Origin of the sequence: Leisingera sp. ANG-M1 (genome assembly GCF_000813745.1) — a bacterium.
In the GTDB taxonomy this organism is placed as follows: Bacteria; Pseudomonadota; Alphaproteobacteria; order Rhodobacterales; family Rhodobacteraceae; genus Leisingera.
The window spans coordinates 223,306-239,818 of the sequence record NZ_JWLC01000005.1; the positions used below are offsets into that span (position 1 = coordinate 223,306).

Here is a 16,513-nt window from a genome sequence, read left to right on the forward strand (position 1 = left end):
CCCATTGTAACCCGTCCTTCGCCGCGTCAAGGCTGAACCGCGCGTGCCGCGCGGCGGCTGGCGCCGGCCTTGACCCGGCTGCGGCCGGGGCGCCTATTTGCGCGCCAAGGCGTGGTAGAGGTGGGTGAAAGTGGCGGCGCCCAGGATCGGGATCACAAGGTTCACCAGCGGCAGCGACAAGGGCATCGCCATCAGAGTACCAGCTGCCCAGATGGTGGTGGCATGGCGGCGGCGCAGCTTCTTGGCTTCGGCGGTGCCAACCCGGCGGGCGGCGGCGAGGGTGAAATATTCCCGGCCCAGCAGGAAACCGTTCAGAGCCCAGAAGATGAACGGCGCTGCCGGCGGGAACAGGAAATAGAGAAACAGCGCCAGGATGTTGGCCGCAATCAGCAGGCCGAGGAAGTTCACCGTGTCCTTGACCGCGTCCCAGAACGGCACTTTGGCGGCGGGCGGCAGGGCGGGGTAGTGCTTGTCTTCCACTGCCTGGGCAACCTCATCCAGGAACATCGAGGTGATCGCCGAGGCGACCGGCACCATCAGGAAAACCGATAGGAACAGCATAAAGAACAGCGAACCGATCGACAGCAGGTCGTCGACCCAGGTGACCTGGCCCAGCACCGGCAAAGTCACTTCCGGACCGGCCAGCCATTGGATCAGCATAAGGAAGGCGGCGTAGGCGGCAAACAGCAGCGCGATGCTGAGGCCGATGCCGAGGAACAGCACTTTGCGGAAACGCGGGTCGCCGGTCTGGCCGAGGGTCTTGAAGAAGGCGGTGAAGATCATTCGCTCATCCAGGTTGTGATGGCGTCCAGGTCCGGGCGCGGGCGCTCGGGCGGGGCGGCGCTTTCGGTGGCTATGTGGATGATCCCGGCAATGCGCTCGTTGGCGGCCAAGTCAAAGGCGGCCTTGGCAAAACCCGCGTCATGGCTGGCCCAGCCGCTAAGCCAATTGGCACCCCAGCCGGCGGCCAGCGCGGCGTTCAGCAACGCCAGGCAGACGGCGCCGGCGGAATAGGTCTGTTCCAGAGCGGGGATCTTGGCGCTGTCCTTTTGCACTTCGACCACCACTACGGCCAGCTGCCCCTGATCGAACTGGCTGCGGCCCTTGGCAATATCCTCGGGGCTTTTGCCAAGGCGGGTGCCTGCTTCTTCGGTCAGGGCGGCGAGGCGGGCCATCGCGGGCTGCTCCACCACGATGAAGCGCCAGGGCTCCAGCTTGCCGTGATCGGGAGTGCGGGCGGCAGCGGTCAGGATCGGCTGCAGCTCATCCCGCGTTGGCGCGGGCGCCACCAGCGTTTTGGCCGGGCGCGAGCGGCGCGACAGCAGGAATTCAAGAGCGGCATCATTGCGTGCGGGCATATGTGAAACCTTTTTACATCTGTTGCCGCCTATTTCGGCGGCCATGGGTGTTTTTTCAAGAGCCGATTGGCCTTGCGGGCCGCAGGTGTGCTGCGAATGCAGCAGGGCGGCGGGCTGGGTTTCGCGAGCAAGGTGATAGCGGCGGGACGAGGGCAAAGTCAAAGCCTATGGCGTTTGCGGGATGCACAGGGCATGTGTGGCCATATGGGAAAGCCAAAGAAGAAAGACCTGCCGGACCTAAGCCATTTGTGCGTGCCGGGCGCAGAGATCGCGGTCCGGGCCACGCCCAAGGCGGCCCGCAATGCGATTGTGCAGGCAGAGGGGGAGCTGAAGGTCTTTGTCACGGCCGCGCCGGAAAACGGCAAGGCAAATGACGCCATCCGCCAGCTTCTGGCCGCGGCCATGGGCACGGCAGGTTCAAATCTGGAGCTGCGCCGCGGTTCAGCCTCCCGCAGCAAGCTGTTTGTCTATACCGGCCCGGCCTGACTGCCAGGGACCTGGCGGCTAGTCGTCGTCGGGCACCAGCCTGTAGACGCCCTCGGGCAGATCCAGCGCTGCCGCCAGATCCCGCACCTGGTTATGCGACAGCGTGATCTTCTGCACGCTGTCGGTGCGCGGGTCGAATTGCTCGACCGTGACGCATTCGGCAAAGGAATTGATGGTCACATCCTCGTTGAGCGGGGTGCTGTCCTCGTCCACCAGGGTGATGACCGTCGAGTCAAATTCATGTTCGATGGTAAACATGCCTTCAGCCTGCCATTGCGGGCTACGGTCTGGCAAGGCCTTGCAATTGCAGTTCTTAACTGCGCTTGCAGCGGCAATGTTCCGCTGCTGCGCAATTGCCATTCCCGGCGCTGGCACGGTACAGTGGCGGCGAATTGCAAAAGGATCCCCCATGCGCCGTTTTCTGTGCCTGCTTGCCTTTGCCATCAGCGCCTGCGACGTGGCGATCGAGCCTGCGCCGCAATCCGTTCCGGTTGCTCAGACGCCCCGGGTGCAGGGCTTGGCGCCAGCCCAGGCGCGCCAGGCCTTTGCCACCGTCACACGCCGGGTGGAGCCGGTGGCAGAGCGCGAATGCCGCCAGCGCACCCAAGGCCTCAACTGCGATTTCCTGATCCGGATCGACCCGAACCCGAATGCCGCACCCAACGCTTATCAAAGCCTCGATCGCTCAGGGCGGCCTGTCATCACCTTCACCCAGCGGATGCTGGGGCAGATTGCCAACCAGGATGAGCTGGCCTTTGTGATGTCGCACGAAGCCGCGCACCACATCCGCGGCCACCTGGCGCGGCAGGCGCAGAACTCAGCTCTGGTCAGCGTAGGCGCGGGGCTCATCACCGCTCTGGCAGGGGGCAGCGCGGCCACCGTATCCACCGCGCAGGATGTAGGCGGCTTTGTTGGTGCCCGCAGCTATTCCAAGGATTTCGAGCTGGAAGCGGATGAGCTGGGCACCATCATCACCCATAAATCCGGCTACCGCCCCAGCGTCGGCGTGCGCTTCTTCAACCGGCTGCCGGATCCCGGCGACCGTTTCCTTGGCACGCACCCTGCCAACCCCGACCGTGTACGGGTGGTGCAGTCCACCATTGACCGCCACGGGCTGAACTGACGATGGCCAAAGACCAGACTGCACCGGCGCTGACGATGCTTGGCGTGGTGCTGACCGACCGAGGCTCGAAATACGCGGTAACCGGGGCAAAGGCCATCTCGCGCCAAGAGATCGACGCGGTGCTGGCGGAACTCAAGACAGACCGCGCCTACGCCAAGGCAACTCACAACACCTGGGCGGCGGTACTGCCCACCGGCGGGCTCAAAGCTGATGACGGCGAGACCGGGGCCGGCATGGTGATTCTGCGGATGATGGAGCGCGAAGGCCTCAAGGATCACGTGATCATCGTCACCCGCTGGTACGGCGGCAAAAAGCTGGGCGGCGACCGGTTCCGGCGCGTTCAGGATGCAGTGCGTGCGTATTTCGACCACCTGGGCGGGAAATCTGCATAAATCCGGTCCCGTTTGACCTGCATCAAGTTGACGCTGCCGCCGCGCGGGTAAGCTGCACCCTGGATGAATGATTCATAGGGGATGCGCGCGATGACCACCCAGGCAGAACTGAAGAAACACGCTGAACTGTTCGACCGGATGGCCGCCACTGTCGGTCTCGATCTGGAACAGGACGCGGTGGAGGGCAATCTGCGCTTCGACGAGATTGCCGAAGCGGTGCTGCGCTGCACCCGCTGCGGCGGTGTCGGCGCCTGCCAGAAATGGCTGGCCGAAGGCCCGCGCCCGGGCGCCGACGCCCCCGATTTCTGCCGCAACCGCGACCTGCTGGCCTATCTGAACGAACAGCACGGCTGAGACGTCCCTTTTACAGGAGTTAAAGACATGCAGCCATTGGGGGACCCCCTGCATCACCTGCGGCTGGTGGCCCGGATGGGCCAGGCCGTGGGGGCCGATCTGTCCGGCGCCTTTGATTCCGGCGCCATAAGCCCCGAGGACTGGGCAGCCATGATCACCCGCTGCCGGGGCTGCGAAGCGCCGCAGCGCTGCGAGGCGTTCCTGGATGCAAACAGAACCGCAGAGGCCCCGATGCCGGGCTGCCGCAATGCAGAGGCGCTGATGCAGCTGAAGGACCGCACCGCATGAAGGACCTGGCAGCAGAGGCCGAGGGCCTGGGCAATATCTTCCGCCACCTGTGGCTGCTGCAGGCCGTGGCCAAGGCCGCGGGCGTTGATCTGACCGCAGAAATGCGCTCCGGCCGCCTCAGCGGGCTGGAATACGCGCAAATGGTCACCCAGTGCCGGGGCGCAGGCTGCAGCAAATCCTGCGCCTTGTGGAACTCTGCCCGCCGCGGCGATGAGCCGCCCGCAGTGCCGGAGTTCTGTCCCAGTACCAGGATCTTCAAGCGGCTGATGGACTGACCGCCGGGCCGCAGCCCGGTTACAGCTTGGAGTGGCTGCCGTCGCAGCGCGGCGTGTTCTGCGAATGCTTGCAGCCGCAGAAGAACACCTTGCCGTCCTTCTCGGCCGTGTATTTCACCGGCTCGAACCCGGTGCCCTTGTGCGAGCCGTCGCAGAACGGCTGCTTGCTGGACTTGCCGCAGGCGCACCAGAAATAGGATTTCCCCTCCTTCACCTCGACGGGGAAGGGGGCTTTCTGGGCAATCTCCGGCGCACCGGTGTCGTCGCTTGGCATGGCTGGGGGCTCTCCCTGGCTTTGCTGGTTTGTCGTCGGGGCAAGGCGGCCCGCCAAGAGCCGCCCCCCAAATCCTACTTTAGCTTAATGACAAAGTGTTTCAGCACCTTTTCCTTGATTTCCCAGGTGCCGTTGAAATCCGCCTCCACCACAAAGGCATCGCCGGGCCCGACCTCGTTGGAGCTGCCGCCTTCCGGGGTGATGACAATCCGCCCCTCGATCAGATGCACGAATTCCCAGGCCGCGTAAGTTGCGTGATAGGTGCCCGGTGTCGCTTCCCACCAGCCGCTGATGATGCCGCCATCCTCCGAGGTATACTCGATCCAGGTCTTCATCGAGGGCGCGCCGTCCAGTTTCTTCCAGCCTTCCAGGTCCTCCAGAATCGGCTCCACGGAACGGTCGGGCAGTTTGCTAAATGATGGTCTGGTCACGGTAATCTCCACTGTTGCGTTATGGTTTTCCTGGGGCAATGGCTTTCTTCATGGGAAATAAATATAACTCAAAGTGGCGGTCCTGTAACCGGCCTGCCGGCGGGAGGGCGCTGTGCCGCAAATGGCCAGGTTTGCCTTCTCCCCCATTGCGCCCCGCCGCGGCTGCCGCCAGAGTGCCGCGATGAAGTATTTTCTGACGCGATTGAAACTGCGCACCATCTGGAGCTGGGCCGGCTGCCGCGATGCCTGGGCCAATGAGCATTCCTTCCGCACCTGGGTCTGGGCCAACCTGGCCTCCGCCGCCCTGGCCCTGTGGCTGCCTTTGGAGCCCGCCGAGCGCGCGCTGATCCTGGCCCTGGGCATTCTGGTGCTGGCGGCCGAGCTGCTGAACACCGCAATTGAGCGGGCGGTGGATTACATCTCCAAAGACCACCACGAGCTGGCCCGCCGCGCCAAGGACGCAGGCAGCGCCGGCGTGGCGGTGACGGCGGTTGCGGCCGGGGTTGCGTGGGTTGTGGTGCTGGCTGGGCTATAGGGAAGCCAAATGCCCGCGCAAAGCGCGGGCAGCGCCCGACCCTCCCCACGGGAGGGCGCTTCGCACCCACCCAGGGTCAGGCGCTACGAAGGAAGAAACCGCGCATCTAGAGATGGGTAGATAGGATTTGAGAGTGACTGCCTTTAAAACTTCGCGGAAAAAAGCAATCCGTTCCTCCTTACGAGTACATCAACTTGACCGACCGACCACTCGTAACTGGCAATAATTTCCTCGGCACAATTGCGCAACTCTGACTGAGTTTCTTCATTGAAAGAAATCATACACTCAGAATAAAGGACTAATACTGTATCCTTCGCGTATTCTTTGGAGCTTTTTTTCTTAGCGACTTGATCAAGACACTTCAGTGTCTCGGCCATCAATTTCTTACTTGTGGTGCTGGATTTTCCGGAGGCAACAACGACCCTTGCGTTTGGGCCTCTGCCTTCTCTTTTGTATTCCGACAATCCAGATGCCTCTCCGTGATCAGAGAGGTAGACATTGAGTAAGTGTTCTTGCTGACCGTTAGTCCCGCGACCAATCTCAATTCGCTCTGTTTGTTCGGCGTCGCTCCACGTAACTTCAGCATCATAGGGCTGGTTGCCATCTATTACTCTACCGAGACAGGCTGGACGTCGAATTTTCATCCATTCAATTAATGGGAGTAACTCTTCGCCTGCCAACTTAAACAACCTTCCGTGTTTGCCTTGGCGGCACCTCTTATTTTCGTCACTCTCTTCGTCAGACTCAAAAATCTCTGTGAAAGCTTGCTCTAGGTCTTCGACAGTTTGGAAGTTCTGTATGAAATCTTGTAGATCTATCAATGACCTAGACATCATAACTCCTAACTAGCCAATCCGCCCCACAAGTCATACTCCCCCGCCTCATCAACTTCAACGGTCACCAGATCGCCCGCCTGCAACCCGTCCGTTCCCTCATCAATGAACAGGTTGCCGTCGATCTCCGGCGCGTCGGCCTTGGTGCGGCAGGTGGCGATGCCGTCTTCGTCGATGTCGTCGACAATGACCTGCATTGTCTGGCCGACCTTGGCCTCCAGCTTGGCTTCGGAGATCGCCTGGGCCTTCTCCATGAACCGCTCCCAGCGCTCCTGCTTCACCTCTTCCGGCACATGGTCCGGCAGGTCGTTTGAGCGGGCGCCGTCGACGTTTTCGTATTTAAAACAACCCACCCGGTCCAGCTGCGCCTCGTCCATCCAATCGAGCAGGTGCTGGAACTCACGCTCGGTCTCGCCCGGGTAGCCGACGATGAAGGTGGAGCGCAGGGTGATGTCGGGGCAGGTCGCGCGCCAGGCGTTGATCTCGTCCAGCGTTTTGGCGGCGGCGGCAGGGCGGGCCATGCGCTTCAGCACATCCGGGTGGGCGTGCTGGAAGGGGATGTCCAGATAGGGCAGCAGTGCGTTGTCCGGGTCCGCCATCAGCGGGATCAGCTCGCGCACATGCGGGTAGGGGTAGACATAGTGCAGCCGCACCCACAGGTCCTCGGCCGGGGCCAGCCTGCCCAGCTCGCGGGAGAGGTCGAGGATATGGCTGCGCACCTCCTCGCCTTTCCAGGGATGGGTGGAGTACTTGCGGTCGAGCCCATAGGCAGAGGTGTCCTGGCTGATCACCAGCAGTTCGCGCACGCCGGCTTCGACCAGCTTTTCCGCCTCGCGCAGCACTGCATGGACGGGGCGCGACGCCAGCTTGCCGCGCATATCCGGAATGATGCAGAACTTGCACTTGTGATTGCAGCCCTCGGAAATCTTGAGGTAGCTGAAGTGCCGCGGGGTGAGCTTGACGCCCGCCGCGGGCAGCAGATCCACATAAGGGTTGGGGGCGGGCGGCACCGCGGAATGCACCGCGTCCAGCACCTGCTCGTACTGATGCGGGCCGGTGACCGCATGGATGCGCGGGTGATGCTCGCGGATGTAGTCCGGCTCGGCGCCGAGGCAGCCGGTCACGATCACCTTGCCGTTTTCCTTCAGCGCCTCGCCGATCGCCTCCAGGCTTTCCGCCTTGGCGCTGTCGAGGAAGCCGCAGGTGTTGACGATCACCGCATCGGCGCCCGCGTAGTCGGGCGAAATGCCATACCCTTCCGCACGCAGCCGGGTGAGGATGCGCTCGCTGTCCACCAGCGCCTTGGGGCAGCCGAGCGAGACCATGCCGAGGGTCGGCTGATCGCTTTGACTTCCAGGGCGGGACGCCTCACCGAACTGCGGGCGGGGGGCGAGGTCGGGGCGGAGATCTGGCGGATTGCTGGTCATGCGCGCGCGTATATCAGGAATGCCGCGGGAGGCAAGAAAAACGGGGGTGCCTTGCGTGCACCGCCCGTTCACCCCCTGTGCACCGGTAACGGCTCTTTCACCGCCCGGCTGCAGGCCGGGCAGCCCCCGACCTCCCCCACGGGAGGGGGCTTCACCCCCACCCGAGGCCGGGGACTGCCCTCCGTTAAGTGTTGAAGCCGCGGCCCCAAAGCCCGTAGCCTGCGGCAAAGCCTATTTGCATGACGAGAGCGATTGATGCGTGACGAGACAGAAGCCCCGGCCCCGGCCGCCCCGCAGCGCAAGCTGAAACCCGCCAACGAGAACCCCTGGTATGTGCTGATGACGCTTTATGGGGAGGATCGTGAGCGTAACAGGGAGGCATGGAACGCCTGGGTGAAAAATGGAATCTCGGGAGACCATGTGCTTAAGAAGTGGCAAGAGAACTCACCTGCTAAGTTTCCCAACCTGATCTGGAATAATGATCAAGTGATCCGTTTCCACGAAGAGTGCGAGCGGCGAGGGCTGAAGGGCTCCGAGTTGCCAAATGTAGAAACCGAAATAAAGCTGTTTGGATTGGATTTCTCGGAAGGTCTGAACCTGGATGGTTATTTTTTCCCGCAACAGATGACGATTGCAAACTGCGATTTTGGTGAATTTTCAGCTCGAGACGCTCACTTTGTCGGAGTGGTGACCCTGGAAGACAATACGTTTCGCTCTTCGCTAGTTTTATATTGTGCACTATTTTCTGGAGAATATTATTCTTCTGGAAATGATTTTGCCAAAGGGGCTAATTTTCGATACGCCAAATTTGAAGGACTGATGACTAGCTTGGGTGATGATTATTCACAGGAAGCTGCATTCTCAGGCAATCGATTTTTGGGTCAAGTTAATTTTGGGTATACTAGGTTTGGTCAATCCGCTGCCGAGATCGATCATGATTGCTTGTTTCAAAATTGTGAATTTCTTGCACCAACTAATTTTCGCGAAGCTAAGTTCGAAGAATTCTACCCAGATTTCCACGGAGTATTGCTGCACGAGCGTACTCTGTTCTCAGCCGGTGACGAATTTTGGCCTAAGAGCGTACGGCAGCCTTTGGAACAGGCGCGAAGCACATGCTCTTCAATCCGCCACATCCTCGCAAAGCAAAGCCTCCCGGAAGACGAGCACTTCTTTTTCCGCCGGGAAATGCATTTTGCGGGGCAGATCGGCTCTATCTGGCAACGGTTGCCTTATCTGCTTTTCGGCTGGTTTTCAGATTACGGCCACTCCATCGCGCGCCCGTTCTGGTGGCTCTTCGTTGTTTGGCTTCTTGGCACTCTGGTCATAGCCGAGCACTTTGTGGCTGAAACCGCTAAGCCGCTGTTTGGCTCCAATGACTGGACGGCAATGGCGCTGAGCTTTTCAAACCTGTTTCCGGTCTTCGGGTTCGGGCGGGCGTATTTCAGCGCTGATTTCCTGCAGGCTCTGCCTCAGCATCTGAAAGCTCTCTCAGGTTTCCAAACCGTCGCCAGCCTGCCGCTGTTGTTCTTTCTCGGCCTTGGCCTGCGGCAGCGGTTCCGTCTGCGGTAGCGGGCCACACTTCCCGGGCTGCCTCGCAGCCCGGTTCGCGCCCGGCCCGCCCCGTCATGCCGGAGGCGTGCTTGCAGCACGGCGGCGGGTGCGATGTGCGCCCGCCCCGGGACGGGCGCGAACCTCTTGTTTGAGGACCGCACATCCCGCATTGCACCCTCCTTCCCACAGAGTAAGCTGGGGAAAAGACCCTCGATGGAACAGGTTGCCGGAACAGGGGGGACAAGACATGAGGAGTGGGGTGATGAGGTTGATTATCCGGGTTGTGACGGCGCTGGTGCTGACGGTGGCGGTTCTGCTGGGGGCGGTGCTGCTGCTGCCGGGCGAGAAGATTGCGCAGCTGGCAGCGGATCAGGTGGAGGCGCAGACCGGGCGCAAGCTGGAGATCGGCGGCAAGGCGCGCTTTACCTTCTGGCCCACTCTGGGCGTCAAGGCAGATGCGGTGACGCTGGCCAATGCGGACTGGGCCGGGCCGGAGCCGATGCTGAGCGCCGAGCGGCTGAACATCGGGGTGGCTGCGGCGGATCTTTTGCAGGGCAAGGTGCGGGTGACCGAGATCTCGGCGATCCTGCCGCATCTCAATCTCGCCACCCGCGAAGACGGCATTGGCAACTGGGTGTTCGGCCCGGGCCAGGATGGGCAGGCAGGGCAGAGCGGGTCTGCTTCGGACAGCGCGGCGCTGCCCCTGCGGATCGAGGCGGTAGAGCTGACCGGCGCCTCGCTGCGCTATGCGGCCCATGGTGAAGACCCGGTTGAGCTGAAGAACATCGATCTCTCTCTGCTATGGCCCGATCCGGCCGGCACGGTTGCCGTCAAAGCGACCCTGCGCCCGGCCGGCGAGCCGGTGCAGGTGGACGCCGAGATCGGCACCTTTGCAGCTTTCCTGGCCGGAGAGGTCTCTTCCATCGGGGCAAGCGTCACTGCGCCGGGCGGCAAGGGCCGCTTTGATGGCCATGCGGATATCAGCGGCGAGGCGAGCGGACGGCTGACCTTTGGCGCCGAGGATGCTTTGCAGACCGGGGTGGCGCTGGGGGTGTTCCTGCCCGATGCGTTTGCCCAGAAGGCGGTGTTTGCGGCGGATGTGACCTTTACCCGCGACGGGCGGCTGTCGCTGCGGGATCTGTCCGGCGGGCTCGGCGGCAACAGTTTGACGGGGGCTGCGGATGTGGAGTTCAAAGAACGGCCCAGGATCACTGCCCAGCTGCAGGGCGGCGCACTGGACTTCTCCGGGCAGGCAGCCGGTGCGGGCGGGGCAGGCCGCAGCGGGGGCGCTGCGGCGCCTGGCTGGCCGAAGGACACCATTGATGCCTCTGCGCTGGGGCTGGCCGATGCCGCAGTGGAGCTATCCTTTGACAGTCTCGACACCGGCAGCGTGAAACTGGGGCCGAGCAAGCTGAACCTGGCTCTCGACCGGTCCCGTGCAGTGCTGAAGTTCCTGCCTGCCGCGATGTTCGGCGGCCAGGTGCAGGGGCAGGTGGTTGCCAACAACCGCAACGGCTTTTCGGTGGGCGGCAAGCTGAATTTCAACGGCATCCGGTTGGAGCGTGCCTTGGGCGAGACCGCGGGCTACAGCCGCCTGAACGGCGAAGCGCTGGGCGAGCTGGAATTCCTCGGCTCCGGCAGCTCGGTCGATGCCATTATGCGCTCGCTCAGCGGCAAGGGCTGGCTGGAAGCGGATCAGGGATTCTTTACCGGATTCGATCTGGAACAGCTGATGCGCTCGGGCGGCAACGGCGGCAGCACCGTGTTTGATCAGTTGACCGCCAGCTACACGATCGAGGGCGGCAACCTCAGCAATCAGGACCTTCTGGTGCTGCTGAAAGGGTTCCGCGCCGATGGCAAGGGGCGGATCGGTTTGGGGGCGCGCGACCTGGACTATCTGTTCACGCCGCAGATCGTCCGTGCGGGCAGCGATCAGGTGCTGACGATCCCGGTGCGGATCACTGGTCCCTGGGCGGATCCGAGCATCCGCCCGGATCTGAGCCAGGCGCTGCAGACCCGGATTGACGATGTTGAACAGGAGGCCAAGGACCGGCTGCGCCAGAAACTTGGCGAGGAGCTGAACCTGGAGACGGAAATCGCGCCGGAGCAGGACCTGAACGATGTCATCAAGGAGCGCATCGAACAGGAAGCCCGGGACCAGTTGCTGCGCCTGCTGGGCGGGGATTGAGCACCCAAGCCGGAAGCCGGGTCAAGGAGGGCCAAAGGCCCCCGGGCATAGCCCGGCTTGTCCTTGACGCGGCTGCAGGCGTCTCACTCTTGATATGGCGCGTCTAAGGGCAGACTTGTCCTTAGACCGCATCTTAGCCAATGAAAACGCCCGCCGAAGGCGGGCGCGGGTCGCCTGCGTTAGCAGGCGAAATCCCTCAGCCTGCCGCCTGCGCCAGCAGGCGACTGCTTACTTGATCAAGGAAATCAGATGGTCTGATCGTAATCGCCCACCAGCGGCTCGGTACGGATTACCGCATCGATATCCGCAAAGATCGCCCGCATCTCCGCCTCGCTTTCCGAGCTTTCGCAGACTACCACCAGGTTCGGCGTGTTGGACGACGCCCGCACCAGCCCCCAGGAACCATTGTCCAGGATCACCCGGGCACCGTTCACGGTCACGACTTCCTTGATAGCGCGGCCAGCGAATTGCTCGCCTGCCTCATGCTTGGCCGCCAGTTTCTGGACCAGCCGCTCCAGCACCGTGTATTTCTCGGTGTCGGCGCAATAGGGCGACATGGTCGGGGTCGACCAGGTCTTGGGCAGCGCCTTGCGCAGGTCGGACATCGACTGGCCCGGGTTGCGGTCCAGCATCTTGCAGACCTCAACCGCGACCCGCATGCCGCAGTCATAGCCGCGGCCCACCGGCTCGGCCAGGAAGTAGTGGCCGGATTTCTCAAAGCCTGCCAGCGCGCCGATTTCCTTGACGCGGCGCTTCATGTGGCTGTGGCCGGTCTTCCAGTAATCCGCGGTAACGCCGTTCTTCTGCAATTCGGGGTCAGAGGCGAACAGCCCGGTGGACTTCACGTCTGCCACAAAGGTCGAATTCGGATAAAGCTTGCTGAGGTCCCGCGCCATGATCACGCCAACCTTGTCGGCAAAGATCTCCTCGCCCTCGTCATCCACCACGCCGCAGCGGTCGCCGTCGCCGTCAAAGCCAAGCGCCAGATCCGCGCCCGAGGCCTTCACCGAAGCGGACATGTCATGCAGCATTTCCATCGCTTCGGGGTTCGGGTTGTAATGCGGGAAGGTGTAATCGAGCCGGTTGTGGCTCTCGACCACCTCGACGCCCATGCGTTCGAAAATCTCCGGTGCAAAGGCCGAGGCTGTGCCGTTGCCGGTGGCGCAGACCACTTTCAGCGGGCGGGACATTTTGAAATCTCCGACCAGATCGTCGATATAGGCCTCTTTCACACCGTCCACGAACTCGTAAGAGCCGCCCGGCGCGGGCTGGCCTTCACCGTTCAGCACGATGTCGCGCAGCTCGCCCATCTCATCCGGGCCATGGGTCAGGGGGCGGTCAAAGCCCATTTTGACGCCGGTCCAGCCGTTCGGGTTGTGCGAGGCGGTGACCATGGCGACCGCAGGCACATTCAGGTGGAACTGGGCGAAATAGGCCATCGGCGACAGCGCAGGGCCGATGTCCTTTACCTGAATGCCGGCCTGCATCAGGCCGAGGATCAGGGCGTTTTTGATCGCCAGCGAATAGTCGCGGTAGTCATTGCCGACGGCAATCACCGGTTCAATGCCGCGCTTGCGCATCTGGGTGCCCAGGCCCAGGCCCAGGGCAGTCATGCCGGGAAGGTTGATCTCCTCGGGGTATTTCCAGCGCGCGTCGTATTCGCGGAAGCCCGTGGGCTTGATCATCGCGTCGCGCAGAAAGCTCCAGGTGTTCGGGGTCACCTCGGGCAGGGGTTTGGTCATGTCGAAATCTCTTCTTTAAATGCTGATCGGATTGGCTTTGGCCAATGCATCAAAGGCCATCAATGTGTCAATCAGCTGCGGCATCTGATCCAGGTAGATCATGTTCGGGCCGTCGCAGGGGGCGTTGTCCGGATCCTGGTGGGTTTCGGTGAAGACTGCACCGATGCCGGTGGCAACAGCCGCGCGGGCCAGAACCGGGGCAAATTCGCGCTGGCCGCCGGAGGAGCCGCCGAGGCCGCCCGGCTGCGCCACCGCATGGGTGGCGTCCATCACCACCGGGTAGCCGGTGCGCGCCATTTCCGGCAGCGACTGCATGTCGACCACCAGGCGGTTGTAGCCGAAGGACGCGCCGCGCTCGGTCAGCAGGATCTTCTCGTTGCCGGTGCTTTCGATCTTGGCCACCACATTGGGCATGTCCCACGGCGCCAGGAACTGGCCTTTCTTGACGTTGATCGCAGCGCCGGTGCGGCCCGCGGCCAGCAAGAGCGCGGTCTGGCGGCACAGGAAGGCCGGGATCTGCATGATGTCGCAGACTTCGGCGACGGGTTCGCATTGCTCCGGCTCGTGAATGTCTGTCAGCACTGGCACGCCGATGCTGTCCTTCACCGATTGCAGCACCTGCAGCCCTTTGTCCAAGCCCAGGGCGGGCTTGGCGTTCAGCGAGGTGCGGTTGGCCTTGTCAAAGGAGCCTTTGAACACATACTGCGCGCCGGCCTTGTCGCAGGCTTCCTTCAGAAGGCCTGCAATCATCTGCGCGTGGTCGGCGCTTTCCAGCTGGCAGGGGCCTGCAATCAGGGTCAGCGGGCGGTCATTGCCGATATTGAGACCGGCGACTTGAACGTTTTTCATGGGATTCCGATCGTGGCTTCCGATGGCTTTACGAGGATACTTGCTCCCGCAGGATCGACGCGGTGAGCGAACACATCAGGTAAATACCGGAAAAGATCAGGAATGCCAAAACGGTATTCTCGAACTTGCGCGGATATGACGGTTCCTCGCTTGGCACCGGCTCAACCGCGGTGGTCAGGTAGCGGACCTGGCGGTTGGCCTCAAGCCGGGTGGTTTCCACTTGCTGCAGGGCCGATTGCAGCATCAGGTCGCGGGTGGCGAGATCGGCCTGGGCCATCTGGATCTGGATCCGCAGGTTGGCAAGCGAATTTTCGCCGGCCGAGGCATCGACCATGCGGCCGTTGAGGCTGGCGATCACCGCTTCCAGCCGTTTGATGTCCGCTTCGGCGCCGGAGACTTTGGCCCGGTTGGGGCGGGCATTGTCCAAAAGCGCCGCCAGCTCCAGCCGTTTTTCCTCAAGCTGGATTTCAAAGGTGCTGATCTGCTGGCGCAAAGAGGCGACGACCCCTTCGGGATCCAGAACCGACCCCTGCTGCTGCAGCACCACCAGCCGCTCCTGGGCTGCGCGGCGCTCGGCCTCAGCATCGGAGAGGGCGGTTGCGGCCTCGGACATCTGGTCGGCACGTTTCTGCTGCGACAGGTTGTTCACTTTTTCCTGCGCGTAGGAAATCAGTTTGCGCGAAAACTCGGCCGCAGCCTCGGGGTCGGCAGCCGAGACTTCCATCCGCACCACGCCTTCGGTCGGGTCATAGCCGATTTTGACGTTGCGGCTGTAGGTGGCATAAGCCTCCTCGTTGGTGGGGTCGGTTTCCAGCCGCTGGATCGGGTCCAGCCATTCCTGGGTGAAATGCGCCTTAAAGCCGGCCTCGTCGTCCAGCCGCAGCATTGCCTCCTTGGACATCAGGTAGCTTTGCACGGCAATCGAGTCCTGGCTGGTGGCAAACTGGGTGCCGCTGAGCAGCCCGCCGACGCCGCCTGCAGCGCTGTCGGCTTTGAGCACCAGAAACTCGGATTTGGAGGAATACATCGGCGTTGCCACCGAGTAGAAGTAATAGCCCGCGGCCAGGGTCGGAAGCAGCACGAAGAATGCCAGCCGTGCGGCCAGCAGCGACAGCTTGCGGCGGCGGCGGCGGGCGATGTCGCGCTGGATTTCCTGAATTTCGCGGTTGCGCCGCTCTGCCGGGCTCAATTCGGTTGAGGGCAGGGTGGTCTTGGCGGCGGGAACCGTCTGCGGCAGCTGCACCGAGCCCGGCGCCGGCGGGGTGCCTGCGGGCTGGGTCTTGTTCTGCGGCACCACCAGCTCGAGCATGTTGGCGCGTTTGAACGGGTCGATGCCGCGCTCCCGCAGCATGCGCACCGCTTCGAAATCCGACGTGGCAGCCAGGTTGTGCTTCTGCGCCATCCGGCGGGCCAGCCGCAGCTGGCGTCCGGTCAGCCCCTCCTGCCGGATCGCCTCAATGTCGGTTTCCATCCGGTTTTCGCGGGCAGAGCTGACCATGCCGGACATGGAAGCGGGATTGGCACTGCCATCCGCTGCTGCAGCCGCTGCGGCCTGGGCCTGCGGCTGAGGCCGGGCCGACTGCTGCGGTTCCGCAGGGCGCTCCGCTGCCGCTGCCGCCGCTTGGGGTGCGGTTCCGGCAGCCGGGTCGCCTGCCGCCGCGGGACTGCGGCGGATGCGGAACTTCTTAGCTCTGGGTTTCGTAGTCATAGAGCTGTTTCGCTTCTTCCAAAGTGTCAAACATATGCAGCTGGCCCTGCAGCAGGACCGCCGCCGAACGGGCAAATTTTTCCAGCGTCTTAGCCTGATGCGAGACGATGATGATGGTGGTGGTGGAAAGCCGCTCCTGCAGGATCTCGCCTGCCTTGCGGTTGAATTCCACGTCTGTTGTGCTGGGCATGCCTTCGTCGATCAGGTAGATGTCGAAGTCCAGCGCCAGCATCAGCGAAAAGCTGAACCGGGCGCGCATCCCCGAAGAATAGGTGCCCAGCGGCTGGTCGAAATACTCCCCCAGCCCGCAAAGCCAGCGGCAGTAGGCTTCCACGTAATCCGGATCGAGCCCGTAAAGATTGGCGATATAGCGGCTGTTCTCCATCGCCGACAGGCGGCTGATCACGCCGCCCATGAAGCCCAGCGGAAAGGAAATCTTGCAGTTGCGGCGGATCTCGCCCTCGTCCGGTTTTTCCAGACCCGCCATCATGTTGATCAGCGTGGTCTTGCCGGTGCCGTTCGGGGCCAGCACGCCCAGCGATTTGCCTGCTTCGACGCGGAACGACACGCGGTCAAGGATCACCTTGCGCTGTGTCCCTGTCCAGAAGGACTTGCTGACGTTTTCAAACTCAAGCATCGCTCGTTCCGGTGTTGCCCGTGCGGCCCGATTGGGGGCTCTGTCTGCCTCAATTCCCAGGC

20 protein-coding genes are annotated in these 16,513 nt (G+C 62.5%); 9 read left to right on the top strand and 11 right to left on the bottom strand.

Annotated elements, in window-relative coordinates; all coding sequences use genetic code 11:
• Positions 1-93 precede the first annotated feature (93 nt).
• Positions 94-783, bottom strand: coding sequence for an EI24 domain-containing protein (locus RA19_RS03335; RefSeq protein ID WP_039159540.1), 690 nt, complete (start codon positions 781-783; stop codon positions 94-96).
• The gene (locus RA19_RS03340) at positions 780-1,358 is read right to left on the bottom strand and encodes a nitroreductase family protein (protein WP_039159686.1); all 579 of its coding nucleotides are present in this window, start codon (positions 1,356-1,358) and stop codon (positions 780-782) included. Before RA19_RS03340 ends, RA19_RS03335 begins: the two co-directional genes overlap by 4 nt.
• 204 nt (positions 1,359-1,562) lie before the next feature.
• On the opposite strand from RA19_RS03340, the gene RA19_RS03345 reads away from it, so the two are divergent.
• Positions 1,563-1,844 carry a DUF167 domain-containing protein gene (locus RA19_RS03345; protein WP_039159687.1) on the top strand — a complete coding sequence of 94 codons (282 nt, stop codon included), beginning with the start codon at positions 1,563-1,565 and terminating at the stop codon, positions 1,842-1,844.
• An 18-nt stretch (positions 1,845-1,862) separates the two neighbouring features.
• On the opposite strand, the gene RA19_RS03350 is transcribed toward RA19_RS03345, so the two are convergent.
• Positions 1,863-2,102: a hypothetical protein gene (locus tag RA19_RS03350; protein ID WP_039159689.1), complete on the bottom strand. Its 240-nt coding sequence runs from the start codon at positions 2,100-2,102 to the stop codon at positions 1,863-1,865.
• A 151-nt stretch (positions 2,103-2,253) separates the two neighbouring features.
• Between RA19_RS03350 and RA19_RS03355 the strand changes: the two genes are divergently transcribed.
• The 5 genes from RA19_RS03355 (at position 2,254) to RA19_RS03375 (ending at position 4,276) form a co-directional block, all read left to right on the top strand.
• Entirely contained in the window at positions 2,254-2,967 is a 714-nt protein-coding gene (locus tag RA19_RS03355; RefSeq protein ID WP_039159543.1) for a M48 family metalloprotease, read from the top strand.
• A gap of 2 nt (positions 2,968-2,969) precedes the next feature.
• Positions 2,970-3,359 (top strand): YigZ family protein, encoded by a 390-nt coding sequence (locus tag RA19_RS03360; RefSeq protein ID WP_052261627.1) that lies wholly within the window; start codon positions 2,970-2,972, stop codon positions 3,357-3,359.
• 90 nt (positions 3,360-3,449) lie between these two features.
• Complete coding sequence (locus RA19_RS03365) at positions 3,450-3,713, top strand: DUF6455 family protein (protein WP_039159691.1); 264 nt, start codon at positions 3,450-3,452, stop codon at positions 3,711-3,713.
• A gap of 27 nt (positions 3,714-3,740) precedes the next feature.
• Positions 3,741-4,001 (top strand): DUF6455 family protein, encoded by a 261-nt coding sequence (locus RA19_RS03370; protein WP_039159545.1) that lies wholly within the window; start codon positions 3,741-3,743, stop codon positions 3,999-4,001.
• Entirely contained in the window at positions 3,998-4,276 is a 279-nt protein-coding gene (locus RA19_RS03375) for a DUF6455 family protein (RefSeq protein ID WP_039159547.1), read from the top strand. Before RA19_RS03370 ends, RA19_RS03375 begins: the two co-directional genes overlap by 4 nt.
• Before the next feature lie 19 nt (positions 4,277-4,295).
• Here RA19_RS03375 and RA19_RS03380 read toward each other — a convergent pair whose 3' ends face one another.
• Together RA19_RS03380 and RA19_RS03385 are read right to left on the bottom strand one after the other, a co-directional pair.
• Positions 4,296-4,550, bottom strand: coding sequence for a CDGSH iron-sulfur domain-containing protein (locus RA19_RS03380; protein ID WP_039159548.1), 255 nt, complete (start codon positions 4,548-4,550; stop codon positions 4,296-4,298).
• Positions 4,551-4,624: 74 nt separating this feature from the next.
• Complete coding sequence (locus tag RA19_RS03385) at positions 4,625-4,981, bottom strand: cupin domain-containing protein (protein ID WP_241479014.1); 357 nt, start codon at positions 4,979-4,981, stop codon at positions 4,625-4,627.
• A gap of 181 nt (positions 4,982-5,162) precedes the next feature.
• On the opposite strand from RA19_RS03385, the gene RA19_RS03390 reads away from it, so the two are divergent.
• Positions 5,163-5,516, top strand: coding sequence for a diacylglycerol kinase (locus RA19_RS03390; RefSeq protein ID WP_039159693.1), 354 nt, complete (start codon positions 5,163-5,165; stop codon positions 5,514-5,516).
• A gap of 143 nt (positions 5,517-5,659) precedes the next feature.
• Here RA19_RS03390 and RA19_RS03395 read toward each other — a convergent pair whose 3' ends face one another.
• Positions 5,660-6,349: a hypothetical protein gene (locus RA19_RS03395; protein ID WP_152615670.1), complete on the bottom strand. Its 690-nt coding sequence runs from the start codon at positions 6,347-6,349 to the stop codon at positions 5,660-5,662.
• Positions 6,350-6,357: 8 nt separating this feature from the next.
• Positions 6,358-7,776 carry a 30S ribosomal protein S12 methylthiotransferase RimO gene (rimO, locus tag RA19_RS03400; RefSeq protein ID WP_039159552.1) on the bottom strand — a complete coding sequence of 473 codons (1,419 nt, stop codon included), beginning with the start codon at positions 7,774-7,776 and terminating at the stop codon, positions 6,358-6,360.
• A gap of 255 nt (positions 7,777-8,031) precedes the next feature.
• On the opposite strand from rimO, the gene RA19_RS27345 reads away from it, so the two are divergent.
• Both RA19_RS27345 and RA19_RS03410 read left to right on the top strand, forming a co-directional pair.
• A complete protein-coding gene (locus RA19_RS27345) occupies positions 8,032-9,345 on the top strand; it encodes a hypothetical protein (protein ID WP_241479015.1) in 1,314 nt (437 codons plus the stop codon).
• 244 nt (positions 9,346-9,589) lie between these two features.
• Complete coding sequence (locus RA19_RS03410) at positions 9,590-11,515, top strand: AsmA family protein (protein ID WP_039159556.1); 1,926 nt, start codon at positions 9,590-9,592, stop codon at positions 11,513-11,515.
• A 245-nt stretch (positions 11,516-11,760) separates the two neighbouring features.
• Here RA19_RS03410 and RA19_RS03415 read toward each other — a convergent pair whose 3' ends face one another.
• From RA19_RS03415 to RA19_RS03430, 4 genes are read right to left on the bottom strand one after another with little or no spacing between them, the layout of a single operon-like run.
• A complete protein-coding gene (locus RA19_RS03415; protein WP_039159558.1) occupies positions 11,761-13,257 on the bottom strand; it encodes a phosphomannomutase/phosphoglucomutase in 1,497 nt (498 codons plus the stop codon).
• A gap of 15 nt (positions 13,258-13,272) precedes the next feature.
• Positions 13,273-14,106, bottom strand: coding sequence for a 3-deoxy-8-phosphooctulonate synthase (gene kdsA / locus RA19_RS03420; RefSeq protein WP_039159561.1), 834 nt, complete (start codon positions 14,104-14,106; stop codon positions 13,273-13,275).
• Between the two features lie 28 nt (positions 14,107-14,134).
• Positions 14,135-15,814, bottom strand: coding sequence for a capsule biosynthesis protein (locus RA19_RS03425; RefSeq protein ID WP_039159563.1), 1,680 nt, complete (start codon positions 15,812-15,814; stop codon positions 14,135-14,137).
• On the bottom strand, positions 15,792-16,451 hold the full coding sequence (locus RA19_RS03430; RefSeq protein ID WP_039159564.1) for an ABC transporter ATP-binding protein: 660 nt from the start codon (positions 16,449-16,451) through the stop codon (positions 15,792-15,794). Before RA19_RS03430 ends, RA19_RS03425 begins: the two co-directional genes overlap by 23 nt.
• Positions 16,452-16,513: the final 62 nt, after the last annotated feature.

Bases quoted from the DNA above. Each gene is read 5' to 3' on its own strand.
- RA19_RS27345 (WP_241479015.1), top strand. From the start codon at position 8,032: ATGCGTGACGAGACAGAAGCCCCGGCCCCGGCCGCCCCGCAGCGCAAG.
- kdsA (WP_039159561.1), bottom strand. From the start codon at position 14,106: ATGAAAAACGTTCAAGTCGCCGGTCTCAATATCGGCAATGACCGCCCG.
- RA19_RS03425 (WP_039159563.1), bottom strand. From the start codon at position 15,814: ATGACTACGAAACCCAGAGCTAAGAAGTTCCGCATCCGCCGCAGTCCC.
- RA19_RS03415 (WP_039159558.1), bottom strand. From the start codon at position 13,257: ATGACCAAACCCCTGCCCGAGGTGACCCCGAACACCTGGAGCTTTCTG.
- RA19_RS03380 (WP_039159548.1), bottom strand. From the start codon at position 4,550: ATGCCAAGCGACGACACCGGTGCGCCGGAGATTGCCCAGAAAGCCCCC.
- RA19_RS03410 (WP_039159556.1), top strand. From the start codon at position 9,590: ATGAGGTTGATTATCCGGGTTGTGACGGCGCTGGTGCTGACGGTGGCG.
- RA19_RS03345 (WP_039159687.1), top strand. From the start codon at position 1,563: ATGGGAAAGCCAAAGAAGAAAGACCTGCCGGACCTAAGCCATTTGTGC.
- RA19_RS03375 (WP_039159547.1), top strand. From the start codon at position 3,998: ATGAAGGACCTGGCAGCAGAGGCCGAGGGCCTGGGCAATATCTTCCGC.
- RA19_RS03430 (WP_039159564.1), bottom strand. From the start codon at position 16,451: ATGCTTGAGTTTGAAAACGTCAGCAAGTCCTTCTGGACAGGGACACAG.
- RA19_RS03390 (WP_039159693.1), top strand. From the start codon at position 5,163: ATGAAGTATTTTCTGACGCGATTGAAACTGCGCACCATCTGGAGCTGG.
- RA19_RS03370 (WP_039159545.1), top strand. From the start codon at position 3,741: ATGCAGCCATTGGGGGACCCCCTGCATCACCTGCGGCTGGTGGCCCGG.
- RA19_RS03395 (WP_152615670.1), bottom strand. From the start codon at position 6,349: ATGTCTAGGTCATTGATAGATCTACAAGATTTCATACAGAACTTCCAA.
- RA19_RS03365 (WP_039159691.1), top strand. From the start codon at position 3,450: ATGACCACCCAGGCAGAACTGAAGAAACACGCTGAACTGTTCGACCGG.
- RA19_RS03340 (WP_039159686.1), bottom strand. From the start codon at position 1,358: ATGCCCGCACGCAATGATGCCGCTCTTGAATTCCTGCTGTCGCGCCGC.
- RA19_RS03350 (WP_039159689.1), bottom strand. From the start codon at position 2,102: ATGTTTACCATCGAACATGAATTTGACTCGACGGTCATCACCCTGGTG.
- RA19_RS03335 (WP_039159540.1), bottom strand. From the start codon at position 783: ATGATCTTCACCGCCTTCTTCAAGACCCTCGGCCAGACCGGCGACCCG.
- RA19_RS03355 (WP_039159543.1), top strand. From the start codon at position 2,254: ATGCGCCGTTTTCTGTGCCTGCTTGCCTTTGCCATCAGCGCCTGCGAC.
- rimO (WP_039159552.1), bottom strand. From the start codon at position 7,776: ATGACCAGCAATCCGCCAGATCTCCGCCCCGACCTCGCCCCCCGCCCG.
- RA19_RS03360 (WP_052261627.1), top strand. From the start codon at position 2,970: ATGGCCAAAGACCAGACTGCACCGGCGCTGACGATGCTTGGCGTGGTG.